Source organism: Ignavibacterium sp. (genome assembly GCA_032027145.1).
Classification (GTDB): Bacteria; Bacteroidota; Ignavibacteria; order Ignavibacteriales; family Ignavibacteriaceae; genus IGN3.
The window spans coordinates 447,948-469,500 of record JAVSMP010000001.1; the positions used below are offsets into that span (position 1 = coordinate 447,948).

18 protein-coding genes are annotated in these 21,553 nt (G+C 32.4%); 6 read left to right on the forward strand and 12 right to left on the reverse strand.

Annotated features, from left to right (window positions below; genetic code table 11):
* Positions 1–68 precede the first annotated feature (68 nt).
* Entirely contained in the window at positions 69–1,631 is a 1,563-nt protein-coding gene (locus ROY99_01720; GenBank protein ID MDT3695077.1) for an RNA polymerase sigma factor, read from the forward strand.
* Positions 1,628–1,768 (forward strand): hypothetical protein, encoded by a 141-nt coding sequence (locus tag ROY99_01725; protein ID MDT3695078.1) that lies wholly within the window; start codon positions 1,628–1,630, stop codon positions 1,766–1,768. Before ROY99_01720 ends, ROY99_01725 begins: the two co-directional genes overlap by 4 nt.
* Before the next feature lie 48 nt (positions 1,769–1,816).
* On the opposite strand, the gene lpdA is transcribed toward ROY99_01725, so the two are convergent.
* The 3 genes from lpdA to aceE form a co-directional block, all read right to left on the reverse strand.
* Complete coding sequence (gene lpdA / locus ROY99_01730) at positions 1,817–3,232, reverse strand: dihydrolipoyl dehydrogenase (protein MDT3695079.1); 1,416 nt, start codon at positions 3,230–3,232, stop codon at positions 1,817–1,819.
* Positions 3,233–3,299: 67 nt separating this feature from the next.
* Positions 3,300–4,961, reverse strand: a complete 1,662-nt coding sequence (locus ROY99_01735; GenBank protein ID MDT3695080.1) for a dihydrolipoyllysine-residue acetyltransferase — start codon at positions 4,959–4,961, stop codon at positions 3,300–3,302.
* Positions 4,962–5,225: 264 nt separating this feature from the next.
* The gene (aceE, locus tag ROY99_01740) at positions 5,226–7,898 is read right to left on the reverse strand and encodes a pyruvate dehydrogenase (acetyl-transferring), homodimeric type (GenBank protein ID MDT3695081.1); all 2,673 of its coding nucleotides are present in this window, start codon (positions 7,896–7,898) and stop codon (positions 5,226–5,228) included.
* Between the two features lie 562 nt (positions 7,899–8,460).
* On the opposite strand from aceE, the gene ROY99_01745 reads away from it, so the two are divergent.
* From ROY99_01745 to ROY99_01755, 3 genes are all read left to right on the forward strand, one after another.
* Positions 8,461–9,093: an NUDIX hydrolase gene (locus tag ROY99_01745; GenBank protein ID MDT3695082.1), complete on the forward strand. Its 633-nt coding sequence runs from the start codon at positions 8,461–8,463 to the stop codon at positions 9,091–9,093.
* A 2-nt stretch (positions 9,094–9,095) separates the two neighbouring features.
* Positions 9,096–9,452 (forward strand): hypothetical protein, encoded by a 357-nt coding sequence (locus ROY99_01750; protein MDT3695083.1) that lies wholly within the window; start codon positions 9,096–9,098, stop codon positions 9,450–9,452.
* 301 nt (positions 9,453–9,753) lie between these two features.
* Complete coding sequence (locus ROY99_01755) at positions 9,754–10,713, forward strand: tetratricopeptide repeat protein (GenBank protein MDT3695084.1); 960 nt, start codon at positions 9,754–9,756, stop codon at positions 10,711–10,713.
* A gap of 132 nt (positions 10,714–10,845) precedes the next feature.
* Here the strand turns inward: ROY99_01755 and ROY99_01760 are convergent, their stop codons facing one another.
* From ROY99_01760 to ROY99_01800, 9 genes are all read right to left on the reverse strand, one after another.
* Positions 10,846–11,226, reverse strand: a complete 381-nt coding sequence (locus tag ROY99_01760; protein ID MDT3695085.1) for a hypothetical protein — start codon at positions 11,224–11,226, stop codon at positions 10,846–10,848.
* Positions 11,227–11,471: 245 nt separating this feature from the next.
* Positions 11,472–12,866 carry an undecaprenyl-phosphate glucose phosphotransferase gene (locus ROY99_01765; GenBank protein ID MDT3695086.1) on the reverse strand — a complete coding sequence of 465 codons (1,395 nt, stop codon included), beginning with the start codon at positions 12,864–12,866 and terminating at the stop codon, positions 11,472–11,474.
* Positions 12,863–13,993: a glycosyltransferase gene (locus ROY99_01770; protein MDT3695087.1), complete on the reverse strand. Its 1,131-nt coding sequence runs from the start codon at positions 13,991–13,993 to the stop codon at positions 12,863–12,865. Before ROY99_01770 ends, ROY99_01765 begins: the two co-directional genes overlap by 4 nt.
* A 7-nt stretch (positions 13,994–14,000) precedes the next feature.
* Complete coding sequence (locus ROY99_01775) at positions 14,001–15,107, reverse strand: glycosyltransferase (GenBank protein ID MDT3695088.1); 1,107 nt, start codon at positions 15,105–15,107, stop codon at positions 14,001–14,003.
* Positions 15,108–15,115: 8 nt separating this feature from the next.
* Positions 15,116–15,976 (reverse strand): glycosyltransferase family A protein, encoded by an 861-nt coding sequence (locus ROY99_01780; GenBank protein MDT3695089.1) that lies wholly within the window; start codon positions 15,974–15,976, stop codon positions 15,116–15,118.
* Positions 15,977–16,750 carry a DUF268 domain-containing protein gene (locus tag ROY99_01785; protein MDT3695090.1) on the reverse strand — a complete coding sequence of 258 codons (774 nt, stop codon included), beginning with the start codon at positions 16,748–16,750 and terminating at the stop codon, positions 15,977–15,979.
* Between the two features lie 7 nt (positions 16,751–16,757).
* Entirely contained in the window at positions 16,758–17,561 is an 804-nt protein-coding gene (locus ROY99_01790) for an FkbM family methyltransferase (GenBank protein MDT3695091.1), read from the reverse strand.
* A gap of 7 nt (positions 17,562–17,568) precedes the next feature.
* Positions 17,569–18,582 (reverse strand): glycosyltransferase, encoded by a 1,014-nt coding sequence (locus ROY99_01795; GenBank protein ID MDT3695092.1) that lies wholly within the window; start codon positions 18,580–18,582, stop codon positions 17,569–17,571.
* A 5-nt stretch (positions 18,583–18,587) separates the two neighbouring features.
* Positions 18,588–19,901: a hypothetical protein gene (locus ROY99_01800; GenBank protein MDT3695093.1), complete on the reverse strand. Its 1,314-nt coding sequence runs from the start codon at positions 19,899–19,901 to the stop codon at positions 18,588–18,590.
* A 106-nt stretch (positions 19,902–20,007) separates the two neighbouring features.
* On the opposite strand from ROY99_01800, the gene ROY99_01805 reads away from it, so the two are divergent.
* The gene (locus ROY99_01805; protein ID MDT3695094.1) at positions 20,008–21,381 is read left to right on the forward strand and encodes a hypothetical protein; all 1,374 of its coding nucleotides are present in this window, start codon (positions 20,008–20,010) and stop codon (positions 21,379–21,381) included.
* Positions 21,382–21,553 lie beyond the last annotated feature (172 nt).

Below are 21,553 nucleotides of genomic sequence, written 5' to 3' on the forward strand. Positions count from 1 at the left end.
GAAATATAGATATTTAATATTTGTTGAAGTAATTTTGCAAAACGGTCTAGAATATAATCGGAGAAATCGTGAGTTCAGATAATAAATTCGTAAGGTCATTAATTGAAAGTGCCAAGCTTGGGAACAATGCAGCTATTGAACAGCTTTTTCAGATGAATCTTGCCAAAATATATGCCTTTGCACTTAGATTAACCGCTAATAAATCATTAGCCGAAACAATTACCAAAGACACTTTTATTGAAGCCTGGAAAAAAATCAATCTCGTTCGATCTGATGCCTCTCTGCTTAAATGGTTAAATTCAATCACTGTTTACAAAACAATTGAAGCATTTAGAAGTAAGAAATCAAAAAACAAAACAGACCATCAGGATCTTAAAGAACTTGAATCAAAATGTGAGCTGGATAAATATCTAATTACACTTCCTGATCAGGAAAGAATGACCTTTGTTCTCAATAAGGTTGAAGGATATACTCTTGAGGAAATTTCGGATATGATGGGAACAAAAAAAGATCAGGTTCAAGCTCAGTTAAATATTGCAATTGACAAGCTTACAGAAAACATCCCTTCAATAAAAGATGAAAATATACTTATTGAAAAACTTGCACAATTGCAGCCTGAAATCCAACCATCAGCAGAGGTAAGAGATGGTATATTTTCTTATATAATGGATGAAAAGATTCGTGAGAAAAGGGAGTTGGAAAAAATTGCTTCTGCATTAGCTGAAAAAGAAAAAAGAGAAAATCAGATAGATGAGTCTGAAGAAACCAATGAATTTGTTCCGGAACCAGTTGTTGTAAAACCTAAAAAAGATTTTAGTATTAATTTTGCTGTTATAAAAAAAATTCTGTATGGCATTATTGCTGTATTTGTATTAATAGTAGCCTATATGTTTATTACTGCACCGTCCGGGGGATGGCAAATTATATCAATGACAGGACAGCCAAAATTAAATAATAATGATATGAGTAAGAATGATGATTGGTCAGCTGATGATGTTATTCAGACTGATGAGAATTCATCAATTACTTTTGCAATCCCAAAAATAGGGAGATTACTTATAGATCCTTTAACCAATATAAGCAGAACAAAAAATGATCAGCTAAAACTTGAAACAGGACAGATTAAAAAGTTTGAAGGGGATGCTACTGATGTTTTAACAGTTATTACTCCTTTAGCAAAATTTACGGAGTTGTATAAAGGCAGTGCGTTCAGATTAAGTGTTGCTGCCGACGAAGTGAGTAAATTGATTGTTGAGAGCGGATGGATAGTGGTAAGTGTTAAAGAGTTTGATTCTTATGTACCGAAAAATTTTGGCTGTTTGGTGATGAGGGGAAAGTACGCAATGCCATATCCATTGGATACAGCACCTCAACTGATAAGCTTACTTGAAAACTTTTCAGGAGTTACTGACCCTACAATTGGAACTGTATTATCTCTGGCAACTAAAAAAGAATCACTGACTCTATGGCATCTTCTTCAGTTAGTAAGCAGCGAAAACAGATTTCTTGTTTTTGATAAATTAAACGAATTAATTCCTGCTCCAAATGGTGTAACCAAGGCAGGAATCCAAGGGTTAAATAAGGATATGCTTTTAAATTGGCGTCAGGAAATTGAACTGAAAATGGATTGAACCGAGAAAATCTTGCTGTAAGCAAGATTTCTGTTTCAAAAGTAATACTTGGGGATATAGAAAATAAAAAGCAGCACGAATTAAACAAATTACTTAGTCTTCTAATCCATTGCATTCTTTACGAAGAATGTTTTTAGCATGGTTAATGCAAAGATTGCTAAGAGTTTTCGATTATCTCAATAACATCATCTTTTGGGTTTATAATAGTGTGCGCTTTGTCCAAAGAAAACTTCTGCTGCATCCATTATTGTTTCTGATAAAGTTGGATGTGGATGAATTGTCAATTTCAAATCGGTAACATTCGCACCCATTTCGATCGCAAGAACTCCCTCGGAAATCAACTCACCCGCACCGGGTCCGCAAAGTCCCATTCCTAATATTCTCTGTGTATCAGGATCAACGATCAACTTTGTAACACCATCATTTCTATCCAACGTTACTGCTCGCCCGCTTGCAGCCCAGGGAAATTTTGCGACTTCGTATTTTATTCCTTCTTTTCTTGCATGCTCTTCCGTTAATCCTGCCCAGGCGATTTCCGGATCAGTAAAAACAACGGCAGGAATAGCAAGCGGTTCAAAATATGATTTGTGTCCTGCAATCACTTCAACAGCAACTCTTCCTTCGTGTGATGCCTTATGTGCAAGCATCGGTTCACCAGCTATATCTCCGATTGCAAAAATGTTAGGATCGGTTGTTCTTAATTGTTTATCAACTTTTATCCAGCCGCGATCAGTTAAACTTACCTTAGTATTTTCTAAACCAAGTCCTCGCGCTTCCGGTTTCCTTCCAATTGACATCAAAACATAATCGTAAATTTTGTCAGAAATATTTCCTTTATCATCCTGTATCTTAACACTTATTCCATCTTTGACTTCATTCATTTCAAGAACTTTACTGTTTAACATTACTTCTGCAAAAGATTTTTTAATCCGCATTGAAAGATAATTTACAAGATCACGATCTGCACCCGGCAATAATCCGGGCATCATCTCAACAACAGACACTTTAGTTCCAAGTGCCTGATAAACAGAGCCAAGTTCAAGCCCGATATATCCTCCGCCAATTACTAATAGTGATTTTGGAATCCCAGGCAAATCAAGTGCAGAGGTTGAGTTAAGTAATCTTTTTGATTGAATATTTAATGAGGGGATTGAAGTAATAACAGAACCTGTTGCAACAATAGCTTTATCAAATGATTGTTCAATTGTTTGCCCATCAACTTTTTCGATCTTTAAAGCTGATGAGCTAATAAAGCTTGCTCTGCCTTGTATGAAGTTTATTTTTCTTTGTTTTGATATCTGTCCAAGCCCGCCAGTAAGTTTGTTTACAACATTATCTTTAAAATCTCTTAATTTGTTTATATTAATTTGCGGCTTGCCGAATTCTATTCCCCAGTTTTTAGCATCTTCAGCTTCGTGAATAAGCTTAGCAACGTGAAGCAATGCTTTAGAAGGAATACATCCGCGATAAAGACAAACACCTCCTGGATTTTTTTCAAGATCAACAAGAGTAACATCCATACCAAGATCAGCGGCAAGAAAAGCAGCAACATATCCGCCGGGTCCACCGCCTATAACTGTTAATTTTATCTTTTCACTCATTTTATATCCTTTAAAAATCAGGTGCAGTTATTAATCTGCAAAATCGGTTTATTCTGTTTCCGGTTAACTATAATAATCTAAGCGGCTGTTCTAACGCCTCAACCACAAATCTTAAAAATCTAATTGCGTCAGCACCATCAATAATTCTATGATCATAAGATAAAGACAATGGAAGCATCAGCCTTGGTTCAAAAACCCCATATCCATTCCAAACCGGTTCAAAAGCTCCGCGCGATACTCCGAGAATAGCAACCTCCGGAGAATTAACAACCGGAGTAAAATATGTTCCGCCAATTCCACCAAGATTTGAAATTGAGAAACATCCGCCTTGTAAATCGTCCAATCCGATTTTTTTACTTCGTGCTTTTTCTGCTAATAAATTAAGCTCAGCAGAAATTTCGGATAAAGATTTTTTATCTGCATTTTTAATAACCGGAACAATTAATCCAAACTCTGTATCAACTGCGATACCGATATTAAAATAATTCTTGTAGATAATTTCCTTCTTTTCCATATCTATACTGGAATTTACCTGTGGAAATTTCTTAAGCGCCTCTACAATTATTCTTACAAGAATAGCGGTAACAGTAAGTTTGGTTTTAGAATTCTGATTTAATTCTTTTCTTGATTTTTCAAGAAGAGTGATATCAGCTTTATCGAATTGAGTAACGTGTGGAATTGTTGCCCACGCATAACTAAGATGCTCGGCTGTTTTCTTCCGGATGTTTGTCATCTGAACTTTTTTAATTTCGCCAAACCGTGAAAAATCAGGCAATGTTTCAGCTTGGATATTTAATCCAAAACTGCCGCCTTGTGAATATGATTCGTGTAGTTTTTTTGAAAAAGCTTTGACATCATCCATTGAGATCCTGCCGCCAGAACCAGTACCTGGAACTTTATTTATATCAACACCAATTTCACGGGCTATTCTTCTTACTGATGGAGCTGCAGGAGCAGCACCTTTTAAAATTGGTGGTTGTTTATCAGGTGCTTCCATAGCTTGAGTTAATGGGCGTTCACCTGTTTTCACTTCTGATTTAACTTGCTTGTTCTCTTCTTTTGATAATTGTTCTTTCTCTGTTTTATCTTTATCAACCGATTTGGTTTCTGTTATAGTTAAGCCAGCTGTCTCAACTCTAATCATTACAGCACCGACTTTTGCTTTTTCGCCGGTTTTGATTAATACTTCAACAACCTTTCCTGCAAGGGTTGAGGGGACTTCAATCGTTGCTTTTTCGGTTTCGATTTCAAGCAGTGCCTGATCTTTTTCAATTACATCACCAACTTTAACAAGCACATCTATTACATCTGCCGATTCAATATTCTCGCCAAGTTCAGGCAAACGGAATTCTCTTATTTCTTTTTTCCCTGATTGTCCGGTTTCAACTGAGGGCTTTTGTATATTTTGTGATGTTGGCTTTGTTTCGGAGGCTTTTATTTCAGGCTTACTTTCGCTTGCGCTTTTCTTTGTATTACTCTCAGCAGTTTTACCAATTTCTTCAACAACTAAAATTACTGCACCAACCTTTACTTTATCGCCGGTTTTAACATTGAGTTTTGTTATCTTACCTTCAACTGTTGAGGGAACTTCAATTGTTGCTTTCTCAGTTTCAATCTCAAGCACTGCCTGATTTTTTGCAATTGTATCCCCTTCTTTTACAAGAACATCTACAACCTCAGCAGATTCGATGTTCTCGCCAAGTTCAGGTAGTATAAATTCTTTTGTCATCTTAATATCCTGATTATTGTCTGCTGTTTCTGACTAGTGACTCTTACAGAGATAATCTATAAGAATCCACTCAGATCAACAGAGTTATAAAATTTATCTATTAATATTTTCTTTAAATCTTACTCATCAAAGTAAGTCAATAAACTAATCTGCTCGTAAACATTAATTGTTAAGCTAATAATTACGTCAGTTAAATCTCTATTTAGCTTATATGCGTTTCTTGATACTCTCTAATCAAATCTCAATATATCTGGTTTACTTAAATCAGCTATTCAAAGGATTTCTTTTATTTGGATTTATACCGAGTTCTTTTTCAGCCCTATCCAACACTTTATCCTGTATCTTGCCTTCTTTGAACAATGCAGTTAATGCTGCAAAGGCAATATGTTTAGCGTCCACTTCAAAAAACTCACGAAGCATTGCTCTTGATTCGCTTCTTCCGAAACCATCTGTTCCCATAGAATACAAATATCTCGGGAACCACTTTGCGACTGAGTCAGGCAGAGCTTTTACATAATCAGATGCAGCTACAAAAACCCCGTCTTCTTTTTGAAGTGTTTTTTGGATATAATTTTGTTTTTGCTCTTTAGTTGGATTCAACATATTCCATCTTTCTATCTCAAGAGCATCGCGGCGTAATTCCTTATAACTTGTTACACTCCATATATCACAAGCAACACGATAATCTTCTTCTAAAATTTTTGCGGCTTTAATTACTTCGTTAAGTATCGTTCCGCTTCCAAGTAACTGCGCCTTTAATTTAAAAGTCTTTTTATCAGAAGCCTTAAACTTATACATACCTTTTAAAATTCCATCTTTAACGCCCTTAGGCATTTCAGGCATTGCATAATTTTCGTTCATTAAAGTAACGTAATAGAAAATATCTTCCTGATCTTCAAACATTCTTTTAATACCATCTCTGATGATAACAGCGATTTCATAAGCAAACGCTGGATCATAAGTAACAAGATTCGGCACCGGATAAGCAAGCAGATGACTGTTTCCGTCCTGATGCTGTAATCCTTCACCGGCAAGTGTAGTTCTACCCGCAGTTCCGCCGAATAAAAATCCTTTAGCACCCATATCAGCAGCAGCCCAAACCAAATCGCCAACTCTTTGTAATCCAAACATTGAGTAATAGACAAAGAAAGGAATCATATTTATTCCGTGTGTTAAATATGCAGTACCAGCTGCCATAAAAGATGACATAGAGCCGGCTTCTGTAATACCCTCTTCAAGTATCTGACCATCTTTAGCTTCTTTGTAATACAGCAAAGAAGCTGCATCAACGGGTTCATACAATTGTCCGGAGTGTGAATAAATTCCAACTTGTCTGAATAAAGCTTCCATGCCAAAAGTTCTGGCTTCATCCGGAACAATAGGAACAATAAGTTTTCCTATTTCTTTATCCTTCAGCAATTTTGCTAAAATTCTTACAAACACCATCGTTGTTGATACTTCGTGTCCTTCTGTTCCTTTATAAAATTCTTCAAATAAAGATTCAGGCGGGGTTTTAATTGGTCTGATATCTGTCTTTCGCGAAGGCAAATATCCGCCAAGCTCTTCTCTTCTTTTTTTAATGTATTGAATTTCTTCACTGTTATCATCTGGTTTATAAAAAGGATCATTAGCAATTCGCTCATCAGAGATTGGAATTCCAAATCTGCTTCTGAACTCTTTCATTTCATCTTCATTTAATTTTTTCTGCTGATGAGTTATATTTTTTCCTTCACCTGCTTCACCAAGTCCATATCCCTTTATTGTTTTTGCTATTATAACTGTTGGTTTACCGACATAGTTTACAGCTTCTTTATATGCAGCGTAAACTTTTTCCGGATCGTGCCCGCCGCGCTTCATCTTGAATAACTCTTCATCGCTCATCTGCTCAACCATCTTCAGCAGGTCTTCATCTTTCCCAAAAAAGTTCTTCCTGATGTATGCTCCACCTTCAACAGAATATTTTTGATATTCACCATCAACAACTTCCCCCATTCTTTTTACAAGTTTTCCTTCATTATCTTTTTCCAGCAATGGGTCCCAATCGCCTCCCCAAACAACTTTAATAACATGCCATCCTGCACCTCTGAATATCGCTTCAAGTTCCTGAATAATTTTTCCATTTCCTCTCACTGGTCCGTCAAGTCTTTGCAGGTTTGCATTGATAACAAAAATCAGGTTATCTAATTTCTCTCTTGAAGCAAGAGTAATAGCTCCAAGTGTTTCTGGTTCATCAGTTTCACCATCGCCGAGAAATGCCCAAACTTTTCCGCCTGGTTTTTTTAATTCACGATCTTCCAGGTATCTGTTAAATCTTGCACGATATATAGCCTGAATCGGACCAAGCCCCATTGATACAGTTGGGAATTCCCAAAAATCAGGCATTAAAAACGGATGAGGGTACGATGTGAGTCCGCCTCCGGGAGCTAAATCTCTTCTAAAATTTACTAATTGCTCTTTAGTTATTCTTCCTTCAAGAAAAGCTCTTGCATAAAAACCGGGTGAAGCGTGTCCCTGAAAATAAATCTGATCACCTTCATAACCTTCACCTCTTCCACGAAAGAAATGATTAAATCCGATTTCATATAAAGTTGCCGCAGATGCATAAGTTGATATATGACCGCCAATTCCATGTTCCTGTTTATTTGCTTTAACAACCATAGCCATTGCATTCCAACGAATCAGACTTTTAATTCGTCTTTCAATTTCTCTGTTACCCGGGAATGGTGATTGTTTTTCTCTTGGAATAGTATTTATATAAGGTGTGTTTGCACTGAAAGGGATATGAACACCGGCTTTATAAGCACGAACCTGAAGTTCTCTTAAGAGTTCAATTACCCGTTCAGGACCGCTATGTTCAAGAACGTAATCAAGCGAGTATAACCACTCATTGGTTTCAATCTCTTCGATCTTTTTATCTTTTTTAATCTCTTCACTCATAATAACTTCCTTTTTTCTTGATCGCTATGTCAATGGTTTTTGTGATAAATATTTTATTGTCTGAGGATATCTTGATTCATTGAATAGCAAAAAAAATTATAATTCTTAATAAAAATCATAATTTTGAGAAGAGCTATATCTTAATATTGTTTATTTTCTAATAAAGCTATGCTCAAAATTGGAATTAAAATATAAAGTAAATGAAACTGAATAACAAGAATTTGTAAGTGAGTAAAAGCAAAGACTTTATGTAACAGCGATAATGAGATTTAGATCAAGATTATTTGTTTAAATTTTCTTTCTCGTTATCATCATCTGTAAACTGGTGCCAGCAATTATTTTTATCTTTTCTAAAGTTCAGGTAGTGTATATTGTTTATGTGTTGTATTACTTTTGTTTGAATTAAATTGGATTAAGTGAGCATAAAAGAATCAAGACTTCTTATTATCAAAGATAGTTTAAGTATGTTAAAGCAACTTCAGGGTTCTAAATTAAAACACAGTAAAAGTTAAAGAAGAAATTTATTTATTATCAATTAACACAAAATGATCTCACAACAATTATGAAAGAAGATAATTCAGAATTTAAATGGCTTGAAATCGCAAGAGAGATACAACAGCTTTCTCAAACCGGATTAGCTTTTGCAGTTACAGAATATGAAAAGAAGAGATATAAACGATTAACAGAAATAACTGCAGAAATAATTGAACATCATACAACACTTGGAAAAGATTCTGTTCAAAAAGTTTTAATGGAACATCCCGGTTATGCAACACCGAAGATTGATGTTCGTGCGGCAGTAATTAAAGATGAACAAATATTACTTGTGCAGGAAACAACAGACAATTGCTGGGCAATGCCCGGCGGCTGGGCTGATGTAGGAGATATTCCATCCGAAGCAGCTATCAGGGAATGCAGAGAAGAAAGCGGATATAATGTAAAACCAGTTAAAGTAATTGGAGTTTTTGATGCTAACAGAATAGGCAGGCAGCTGGAATTATTTCATGCTTTTAAAATTATATTTTTATGTGAACTGATTGATGGTGAAGCCAAAATAAGTGACGAAACAACTGCTGTGAAATTTTTTGATTTCAATAATCTTCCTTCATTATCTTTGAATCGCACAAACAAAAAACATCTGAAAGAAATCAAACTTCATCTGGAAGACCCTGATAGAAAAACTTATTTTGATTAGTTATGACAAAAGTTAAAGATCTTATATACACTATAGCTTTGTCTGAGTTACGAGCAGGTGAACAGGCAAGCAAGATTGGCAATATCGGGCAGGCTCGTGTCTGTGCAAGAAGGGCTTGTGGTATGGCTATTGAATATTGGCTTAAGTCTAATTCTGATAAAGATTGGGGCGCTTCAGCAATAACTATGCTTAATAAACTTCAGGAAGATTGCAGCATACCTAAAAATATTCGTGAAGCAGCTTTCAGGTTGACTAAAAAAGTTGATAGGAATTTTGAAACAGGTATTGAAGAAGATCCTTTAATAGACGGTGAAATGATAGTCAAATACTTTTTAGACTCTTTACAAACAAACGAATAAATAAATTTATTTTGTTTTTAGATGCGATTAACTCCGGCTTACAATAATTCTTTTTTCAATCTCTTTACCAGACATTGTCTTTGTTAAATTGACCTGCACTGACAATCCCATAATATTATTCTGATAACTGTTTTTGTTTTATGATTTACCAGAAGCATCAACAGTATTTCCTTTATTAGCAGTAATTATTAGTGTATCAATCAGTTCTTTCTTATTTCAGAAATATTACTAATGTAAGACTAATTATTTGCATAAATTATTTTTAATCTTTTAAATTGAAGGTACAATTTTAGTTTTATTTATGAATTTCAAACTAATTCTCAATTACATTGTTTGGTCTTTAATGCTTATTGCATGTGCGGCAAAACTTGATATGCCCCAATACATTGATGCACTTGAGGCATATAATGAAGGCAGATATCAAACTACGTTAACACTTATCAATCAGGCTATAAGTATTGAACCTGAAGTTGCGGAATTTTACCTCTTAAGAGCCAGAGCAAATTATAAACTCAATAATAAAGTATCTGCGATGAATGATTTAAATAGTTCGCTTAAATTAGAAGAATCATTCTCTGCTTTTTATTTAAAAGGCAGGATATTTTTAGAACGCTCTGAGTTTTCTAAAGCCAAGACAAATTTCAGAAAATCATATAAACTCAATCCGACATCTGCCGAATTACTTTTTGACTTAGGCTATCTTGAATATTTAAATGGTGAAAACCAGCTTGCTATCGATTACTATCTTAAGGCAGCAAAATACGATTCAAGAAATCCTGCAGTTTATGTAAACATCGGTAATCTCTATGGGATAATGGGTAATAGCAAACTGGCTATTGATAATTATTCAAAAGCTTTAGTTCTTGATACAACAGACGGCATTCCATATTACAACCGCGCAAATGAAAAAATGATTTTAAATGATATTAACGGAGCTATTGAAGATTATAAAAAGTCACTCGAAATAGATTCACTTAATACAAATACAATGTTTATTCTTGCAGAAGCACAGAGTAAGATCGGGGATTTCTCAGGAGCAATTGTTAATTATAACTCCATTTTAAAAATTGATTCTACATCTGCAAAAGTATTTTATCTGCGAGGGCTTTCGTTGCTGTCATTAAATGATGATAAAAACGCTTGCATGGATTTTAATAAAGCTGGAGAGCTTGGTTATTTTGATGCTTATGATATGATAAAAAAATATTGTGATCCCAAAAAACTAAAACAAACAAAAAAAAGTAATAAGAAAACAAAGTAGTAACTCAAAACATACCATCTTATTATAGACAAGTAGGCTTAACGGTTTATAATAACTTCACTTTTTTCATTAATCCCCAGCTAAATTAGTAAAATCTTTTCAATAGATGAGGATGCATAATACTTAAACATCTTATTTGCTTTTTGTTTTAAGCACAGGCACCTCATTGACTTCCAAAATGCTAATAATATTTCTAAACCTTGGAAGCCAGGGAATGTAAACACCGACAACCTTAACTTTATATGTACTGCCGGGATATATCTGCAGATTTAATTCATCGGCATTTTCTTTATTCTGATAATAATTATCAGAATTACTGAAAACTTCATCTTCAGTAAAAACAAAATACTTACCTCTTTCTTTACCGAATTGAGCTTTATTAATTACTTTTATTGTTACTGTATCTTCTGTTAAATAGGGTTCAAAAAAGAGATAACCAAAAAGTATTACTAATAAGATAATAATAAAACCAGCCAGTGCAGATAATCTGAAAAAACTCTCACTTAAAACCATAGTTCATCTCCATAAATTTAGTGTCAATTAATAATCCAAACTTAATTCTGATTTTGTTAATTAAAATCTCATCTTTCAAGCGTTTTAAATATAGTTTAAACCTGATTGTATTTAATTTAATCAAAAACTATGCAATGAAAATTCCAGCATAAATCCCCTTTTTGCACTTATAAGATGTAATAATAACATCAACTTAATTACAGTTGTAAATAAATTGCAGCTAATCAAATACTTATTTTTATTTACTAAACAGCATTAGCATCACCTTTAATCGCTTGCCACATTGTTATCAGGATTATCTGAATATCCAGCTTCATTGACCAGTTTTCAATATACCATAAATCATATTTTATTCTTTGTATTGTCCTTTGGCGATTTAATTCTTCATCTTTTACATCACCCCGTAAACCATTAATTTGTGCCCAACCTGTAATGCCGGGTTTTACATTATGGCGAAGTTTTATTTCTTCGAAAACCTGTCCGTACATATTTTGATACGGAATAGCATGAGGTCTGGGACCAACAACAGACATATCACCGATCAGCACATTAATAAACTGAGGCAGTTCATCAAGACTTGTTCTTCTAAGAACTCTGCCAAGTTTTGTAACTCTTTTATCACCTGCAAGAACTGGTTTGAATTCTTTAGATTTATTTTCATCTGTTATCATAGTTCTGAATTTAAAAAATTTAAACTTCTCGTTTTTTGCTCCGATTCTTTCTTGAACAAATAAAGCCGGTCCACGTGAAGAAAGTTTTATCAAAACAGCCATAATCGGAAACAACCAGCTTAGAACTAAAATGATTACAAGAAGTGAAAAAACAATATCGAATGTTCTTTTAACGAACCTTTTGTTAACCTCTTCAAGAGGTTCATCGCGTGCTGTTATAATTGGAAAATTTCCTATAGAACTTACCTGAAATCTGCCTGAAAGAAATCTGAAATAATCGGGAATTATATGAATTTTCACTGCGTTGATATTGCATATTCTAATTATTTCATCAAGTTTTTGCGTGGATTCATTTTGTAAAGCGATTACAACTTCGTCTATGTTTTTTTCAATAATTATTTTTTCCAAATCATTCACACGCCCAACCACACCTGATTCGGTTAAATTGTCATCCAGAAATCCAACAAATGAATAACCAAAATCAGGATTATCAATAATTGTTTTTTTAAAGTTCCTGCCAATATCTTCTGCGCCGATTATAATCAGGCTTCTTATATTTTTACCTTTTTTTCTGAGAGCCTGCAGAATTTTTTTAAACGCAACTATCCTCAAACTAATTGTTATAAAAAGTAAAACTCCAAAGAAGACAATAAAATTCCTGGTAAATAAATCTTCTTTCATTAAAAAGATAAATAATACAGCGGCACTAATTTGTATAATGGTGCTTTTGGCAATGTTAAGTAACTGAGTTGCAATTGATCTAAAATAAAATTCATCATAGAACTCTGTAACAGCAGCATAAAAAAACCAAAGAATATTCAGAATCAACAACAGAATAAACATATAGTTTCTATCAATAAGAATATGATATGGCTGTGCAAGAATAGCTGCAATAAGAAATGAAATGTTCAGAAGGAACAAATCGGCAATTAACCTTTGATAATAAATTGATTTTTTATTTACGATCATTTTCTAACAGAATTTGTATTGAATAATTTTATTTTTTCGTCAACATAATTTTTTATGTTTTTTTCAAATATTTCTCTACTGAATTTTTTAGCGTGAATTTTTACTTCACTGTAATTAATTGATTTTGCAATAACATCAAAGCTTTTAACCGCCTCAATAATTGAATCAACAGTTTGCTCTGGAAATAGAATTCCGGTTTCCTTATCAACCACAGATTCAGTTGTTCCTCCAAAGTTACCAGCAATAACCGGCGTTCCGCAAGCCATTGCCTCAACAACAATTATCCCAAAGTCCTCTTCAGCAGCAAAAACAAACGCCTTTGCTTTCTGCATATAGCTTTTAAGACTATCAAATTCCTGATAGCCGATAAGACTTATGTTTGCTGATGCTTTTGTTTTAAGTTTTTCTTTCTCAGGACCACTTCCAATAATGATAAGTTTTTTATCCGGCATACTGGCAAATGCATCTATAATTAAATCGATTCTTTTATAAGGGACTAATCTTGAAGCCGTTAAATAAAAATCTTCCCTTTCAGTAAGAAGAGAAAATTTTTCTACATCAACAGGCGGATAAATTACATCTGCATTTCTGTTATAAATTCTCTTTATTTTTTTTGCTATATGATTTGAATTTGCAATAAAGTAATCAACATTATCAGCAGATTTTAAATCCCACTTGCGAAGGTATTTTAATATCGATTGAACAATTAATCCTTTAACCCCTGAATTTAGATTAGCTTCTTTCAAGTAATAATCTGCTTCGTCCCATGCATATCTCATTGGTGAATGACAATAGCAGATGTGCAGTTGATTTTTATTTGTTCTTACACCTTTTGCAACTGAATGAGAGCTTGAAATAATTAAATCGTATTGGGAAAGATCGAATGACTCAATTGCTTTAGGAAATAAGGGCAGATATTTACGATGTTGCTTTTTTGCATAAGGCAAATGCTGAATAAAAGATGTTTTTGCTTTTTTCCCTTTGAGTATAATTTTCCTTTCCTCATCATTTAGAAAATCAACAAGAGTAAAAACATCCGCATCCCGCCAGATGTTGGTAAAAGATTCAACAACTTTTTCCGAGCCTGCATAATTAACAAGCCATTCGTGTACAATTGCGGTTTTCAAGATTATCTCAGGATATAATTTTTAAATATAATTTTTTTGTTTCAGCAACTACTCTATTAATACTATAATTTCTTTCAGCTTTCAATCTTGAATTATCGGAAAGACTCTTCCATAATGTTTTATTATTTGATAAATCAATTATTAACTTGGATGCATCATAAGGTTTGTTTATATCAAATAAAAATCCATCAACATTATTCTCAACAATGTTAAAATTTCCTGTTACATTAGTTGCAATCACTGGTAATCCATGTGCGTATGCTTCCAAAACTCCAAGCGGCATTCCTTCCCATCTTGATGTTGAAATGTAACAAAAGGAACTAAGAAGTATTTTATCCGGCTCAGTAGTAGTACCTTTTAAGATGATATATTCTGCTAAACTATTAGTTTTTATCAGTTCCTTTACCTTATTCTGATCTGGACCTTCACCATACACCAGAATTCTGAAATCATTAATCTGATTGAGTTCTTTTAATCCTAAAGCAATGGGTATCAAAAGCTCAGAATTTTTTGAATGATCAAAACGTGAAAATGAAACAATTATTTTGGGATTTTGCTCAAAGTTATTGTTATCAACTTTGATTTCAGGTATTTCTACTCCATTTTCTATAACAATTAACTTATCTGAAGAAGCGATATGATACTTTTTTGTTATTACATTTTCTCCCTGAGATACATTTATAAACTTATCGGTCTTCAGTGCAAGTAATCTTTCGAGTAATATGTAGAGAAATTTTTGAAAAGAATTGTAATTATCTACATGAATCCCATGAAAAGTATGAATTACTTTAACATTTCTAAAAAATCTTACCAATCTGCTGTAAATGCCCGCACCTTTACCATGAGAGTGAACGATATCTATCTTTCTCTTTTTAACAATCCAAACAAGTTTGAATAGAGGAGAGATTTTAAACTTTCGATGAGGGATAACCAATATATTTTCTTTTCCGATCAATTTGCTGTATTTGTCATAATATGGATAGTCAGTTGGAGCCGCAATACAAAAACTAACCTGCTCTTTCAAGTTGTTTACTAATTTAAATATATGTTCGGGACCACCGCCAAAATCAGAGCGTGAAGTAATGATTAAAATATTTGGTTTAATTTCAGACAACTCTTTCCTTATTTTTCTGATAAGCGTTCTCTATTATCAAAGTAACCGATAAATTTATATGTGATATAAATTAAGTAGTGAAGTGAATTCCTTACTAATAAAAAGAGCAAGCCTTTTTTCCGATAATACTTATAAGAATTCAACTCTATATTTTTTTTCCTTGCAAGATATTTCAGACTCTTTTCCTTGCTAATCCAATCCGAAGAGAATTGATTTTCATGTATGCGATAATAAACATGAACTCTTGGAATAAAATGAATACTATGATCTTTACTTACTTCCAGCCATAGACCATAATCTTCCAGTTTATCGTCAGGATCTTCATCAAATCCGCCAGCTTCTTCAAACGCTTTTTTCCGAATTAATACCGACGAAAGAGGAATTGTATTTCCTATCTTAATCAGATCTTCTCTATTTCGTGCAGCACGAAATGGAAGCGGCAAAAGCTCAAACATTTCAGAAAAAAAATTTACTTTACCAAATGTAAAGCACATTGAATAGACTAATGAAATCTGAGTATTATTAATTAAATAATTTAATTGATAGTCTAATTTATCCTTAGTCCATAAATCATCAGCATCAAGAAAGGCAATGAAATCTCCTGAGGATTTTTTAACACCATAATTCCGTGGAACTGAAGGTCTGCCGGCATGCTCTAAAATAAAAATTTTAATTCGTGTATCACCCTGTGCTAACTTTTCAACAAGTTTTATCGTCTTGTCAGTTGATCCATCATCAACAAAGATTATTTCATAATTTTGATAAGTCTGATTCAATACAGACTTGATTGTCTGCTCAATGAATTCCTCGCAATTATAACCGGGAATAATAACCGAAACCAATGGTTGATTTTTCAAGGCATCAGACATTTATTTTTTTATTAATTCAAAAATTCCACAGCCGTAACTGCAGTAAAAATTATTTTGAATATTCTTTTCCGACAATTCAACAGAGATATGCAGTTTATTATTATCATCTATATATGAAAATTTTTCTATGATAAAATTTTCTTCAATCAGCTCAATAAGATATTTAACTGAAAATACTCTGTGTGCATCAAATTCAATTCTTTGAGGACCTATTAAAGTGGAGAGATAAAGTCTGCCGTTTTTCTTAAGCATATTAGTTATGTTTTGTAGTCCCTTTAAATGACCGTTTACATCAACAGGATCGCCGTATCTGCCAAGTCCAAAATGCTCAATAGTATGTAAACAACTAACTGAATCACAATAATCGAGTAAGTTAAAATCTGCAGCCATAAGATCAGCTCTTATAAAAGAAACATTAGGAATATTTCCTTTAATTTCTCTTATATCAATAACTTCAATTTCTCTAAATGATGCCACATGAGTTACAAATCCGTCTATTCTTGAACCAATATCTACATGTTTTACAGAAAGATTATTGAATACTCTTTGGGCTACATAAAGATCCTGATAAAAATAATGCAATGGAAAAGAGCCGCTTGTATCAAATCTATCCGTTAACTGCGGATAGAGTTTTGCAATTTTAAATGGTGCGTTAGTTGTTTTTAATTGTTTTTTTAACAAGGCTTTGTTTTTAATATAAACCGGAAATCCTTTTAATAAATAAAACAGGTTTTTAGGATATAGACCGGATTCTTTTAATAAGATAGTAAACATGTAAAAATTAATTAGTTTCGAGTGTTGCAATAAAATTTGTTGTTCTAAATTGTTCGTATATCTCTTTATAACCATTCATAGGAACCAGAAAAGAAGATGGTGTAATACGATAGATTTTCATTTTATATTCTTTAAAGAAATAATAAAAATCTCTGTAATAGGTTTTAGTATCAATATTAGACCCACCAAACTCAAAACTAACAAGCTTAATTTTTTTATTACTAAACATATCCGCCCCTCCTATTAAAACATCCAACTCGTGTCCTTCTACATCAATTTTAAGTAAGTCTATACTTTCAATGTTCTTATTTTGACAATAATTATCTAAAGTATCCACCAGAATATCTTCAGAATAATCAAAATTAATATTAAAATGTTCGAGCTTCCTTTTAGTAAGTGATGCGAGTCCGGATCCTGCAAAATCATAAAACAAACTGGATTTTTTCTTTTCTTTCCCGAATGCAAAATTATTTAAGTAAATATTTTCGCCAGGTTTAATATTCTTTTCTAACTCTTTGAAAGTAGTTCTTGATGGTTCAAAACTATGCAGTTCATAATCCAATTTACCGGTTAGTTCAGATATCATCAGATTACTGAACAGCCCGACATTTGCACCAACATCAAAAATAACTGTTTTATTTTTTTTAGAATGTAATATCTGCTTTACTAAAACTAATTCTCCGCTTTCTTTAACATTTGTTCCCGCACCGATACCCATCAGATAACTTGAGACTTCAAGATTCTTCCTCAATAATTTCTGAGCTAAGAAATTACCAGTCAATCGTATTGCAATATTTTTTAATACTCTCATTGTCTTGTTATTCCAGCACCTTTTTAATGAGGTTATCTAAATATTGAATTGACGAATGATCGGTTAAAGATCTCTTATATCCGGCTTCTGCAATTGAATTTCTCAATGAATCATTATTAAGAAAAAAATTAATTTCATCAGCAAGATGATTAACGCTTTCAAACACAGCAATTTCTTTATCAATTTCATAAATCAAATTTAATCCGGGAACAAAATAACTTAACTGGAAAGCACCGCAGGCATTAATTTCAAAATGTCTGCCTTTAACCTGTTCTTTATTTTTTTTCAGAAGTAATAATTCCTTCCAATCTTTAATTGAAAAGGCTGAATGCAAAAGATATTTTACATCATAATATACTGCATTTGAAAGATTAAGGTTGATTTTACTTTGATTAAAAATTCTTACAACATCATCCTGTGAAACCCATTTGCCATACTTGCCCCAATTTCTTCCATATACATTTACATTGATGCCTTTTTTCCTAAGTGAATCGATAATCCATCTTCTGAAAGGACTATAATTACCAACGAATGATACATCATAGCATTTTTCAAGATCAAGTTTTTTATAAATATCAGGATTAAATCCAAAAGGCGAATAAATTACGTTTGTTATATTATCAAGCAAATATTTCTGATAAGTATAATAATCCGGCGTAGAGAAGTAGTTGAAATACTTCCTCCAGTGTTTTGCAAACTCTACCCTCCACGGATCATCAATAAAATAAGAAATTGTTTTTGTATAATCTCTTAGTGAAGATATTGTGTCTTCATCGAATTCATTTTCAAACAAAGCAAACAAAGCAAAATCTGGTTTCTCATCTATAACAATTTCTTTTAGCTTCTTGTTCATACCACTCCTACCAAGTGATTTGAGTTCAGAAAAGAAATCAAATAAAATCACATTACTTTGTTTTAGAAGAGAACAAACCGGCAAATAAATGTTATTATACTCAAAAGAATAACCTCTAGATTCAACTCCATAATCATATTTAAGAATTGCAATAAGTGCTTTAGACATAATAATTAATTTATTTTTAATATTCTTTTATTAACTAATGAAATATAAAAAACATAGATTACACCTATAACCAAAATCGAGTATGCAATTCCCTGAAAACCAAAATTTGAAATAAATAACACATTTAATCCAACAGACCCAATACCAATGATTAATTTAGGTGCAATATATTTTTGAGGTTTACTAAGTCCTAGACCAAGCAGAGTTTGTGTTTGTCCTGTATAAAACAAACCCGTGCCTAAAGCTAATAATGGGAGAACTTTCCAATACATTGAATAATTATTACTGCTTACTAACACTATTATTTTGTCTCCCCATAAAATTGTTAAAAGAGTGGCGATTAAAGTAATTGAGAAAACAAGCAGTGTACTTATCTTAATATAGGTGTAGCCAGTATCTACATTCTCTTTATTATTAATATCAGCAAATTGTTTGAAAATGATTGGAGCGGCAAACTCATTAATGATATTATTTGGAATAACTATTAAAGCATTGACTATCGCTATCATAATTGCATAAATGCCGACTTCTTTAACAGATAAAACAGCGTTAATTATCCACTTTTCTCCATTCATTTGAAACCAGCCGGCAATAGCCCAGATTAAAAAAGGTGATACATATATCAGAACTGTTCTGATCATCTTTTTTTGTATATCATTCTGATTTACTTCGGTAATTTTTATCGGGTCATACTTGCTGAATGTATATATTTTAATAAATACTATAGAAAGCGAAATACAACCAAAGGTGAGTAATATGTTAAATAATTCCAGATTGTTTTTTTTTAACAGTATTACCACAATAATAATCATCAATATTTTTTCTAAAGCCTGTAAAAGGGAATTTTCTCTTCTTTTTCTGATTAAATTCAAAATAGAATTGAAAAACTCACTGACTTTAGAAACTATTATAAATAGTCCTGAAATCAATAAGAATAGACTGTTATAAAATTCATTTTTAAAGGGAGACAGCAGTGAAGTAATAATAGTTATAATAATAAAAATCAGGATTGAAATTTTTAAGAATCTATACATTAATAATACAAAGTGACTTCTTTGATTCAGGTTTTCGTAGTGATAATAATATCTAAGAAACCCCTGTAAAAATGAACTATAAAACAATCCTAACAGAGCAGAAATCGTTAATATCAGAGTATAAACTCCATATTGTTCCGGACCAATTTTGGAAATAAATTTTATTATTATAAAGCCAAGAAATAAATTTATTGTTTGTCCCAATGCTACCCAGGCAATTTCAGCTGCAGATTTTCGGGAGACTTTTAATAACAATAAGGAAATGATTTTCCGTATTTCTTTCATTTTTTCTAAAGATGTATCTATTATGTCTTTAAATTTAGTAAAAAATCTTTGTTTATTTTTACACATTAAAGATAAAGTAGATGTGTAATTATTTCGGTTACTATATTTGAAAACTCTAAGACTTAAATATTTTTTTTCTGATCTCTTTAATTTCAAAAATGCTTCCCGTTCAGAGAAAGCAAAAAAGAACATCATACTTCTTTTTATCTTACAAGTATTCAATTTCTTTTCAATAATGGCATTGGTACCTGTTTCAATAGCTTATTTGGGAAATGTAGAATATGGAATCTGGTTAACCTTAGCTTCAATTCTTAGCTGGTTAATTAATTTGGACTTTGGTATTGGAAATGGATTAAGGAATAAACTTGCAGAATCGTTAGCATTAAATGATTTAAAATTAGCACGTATCTATGTAAGTACAGCTTATATTGTGTTTTCCATCGGAATTACTTTTGCATTTTTAATTTATTTGGCTGTGCATGGAATGCTAAATTGGGCTTCTATACTTCAAGCACCTTTAGATTATGCTAATCTATTAAATACTTTGGTTCTTTGGATTATAGTTTTATTTCTGGTGCAGTTTTTACTTAAACTGCTCACTTCAATTATTAATGCTGACCAGCGTCCAGCATTAAATGGAGTATTAAGTCTATCAATCAACGCTTTGATATTATTAGCTGTATTTATCCTTTCACAAACAACCCAAAAGTCTTTTGTTGCTTTTGCAATAGTGTCAAGCGGTGTTCCTGTACTCGTTCTCTTTGCTGCATCATTTTTTTTGTTTTCAGGTCATTATAAAAACATATCTCCTTCAATCAGATTTATTGATTTTAAGTATTCATCAAATCTTGTAAAACTCGGAATGCAGTTTTTTATAATTCAAATTTCAGGTTTAATTGTTTTTACGACTGACAATATAATTATCGCTCAATTGTTTGGTCCGGAGCAGGTTGTTATTTATAACATTGCATATAAATATTTTTATATGATTCCGCTTGTATTCAATGTAGTGTTAGCCCCTTTCTGGTCTGCTTTTACCGAAGCTTACGTAAAAAAAGAATACAGCTGGATACGAAATGCAGTACAAAAATTATTATTAATCTGGGCATTACTTTCTTTTATTGCTGTTCTGATGATTATAATATCCAACATAGTTTATAGTATCTGGGTAGGTTCAGAAATGCAGGTACCATTTATTCTTTCAGTCTTTACCGGAGCTTTTGTAATAATTGCAAACTGGAATAATATATTTGCTTATTTTATAAATGGAGTCGGTAAAATTCGAATCGCTTTATATTATTCAATATTCACAGCACTATTAAACATACCTCTGTCAATTTTACTAGCTAAACAATTCGGACTTGGTATTTCGGGAGTAATACTTGCAACAAATATTTGTTTGATTATTGCATCTGTCTGGTCACCAGTTCAATATTATAAGATTATTAACAATAATGCATCAGGAATTTGGAATAAATAAGTAAAATTCATTTAAAGAAATAATTAAAAATCTGAATTTATTAAATCATAAATTTTAGTAATGTCTGTATAAAACTGAACTTAATGATTAAGCTGTTATTGCAAATATTATAAACAATTTTATCATTAAATAATTGTAAGTTTACTCAATCAATTTTTTGACAAGAGCAGAA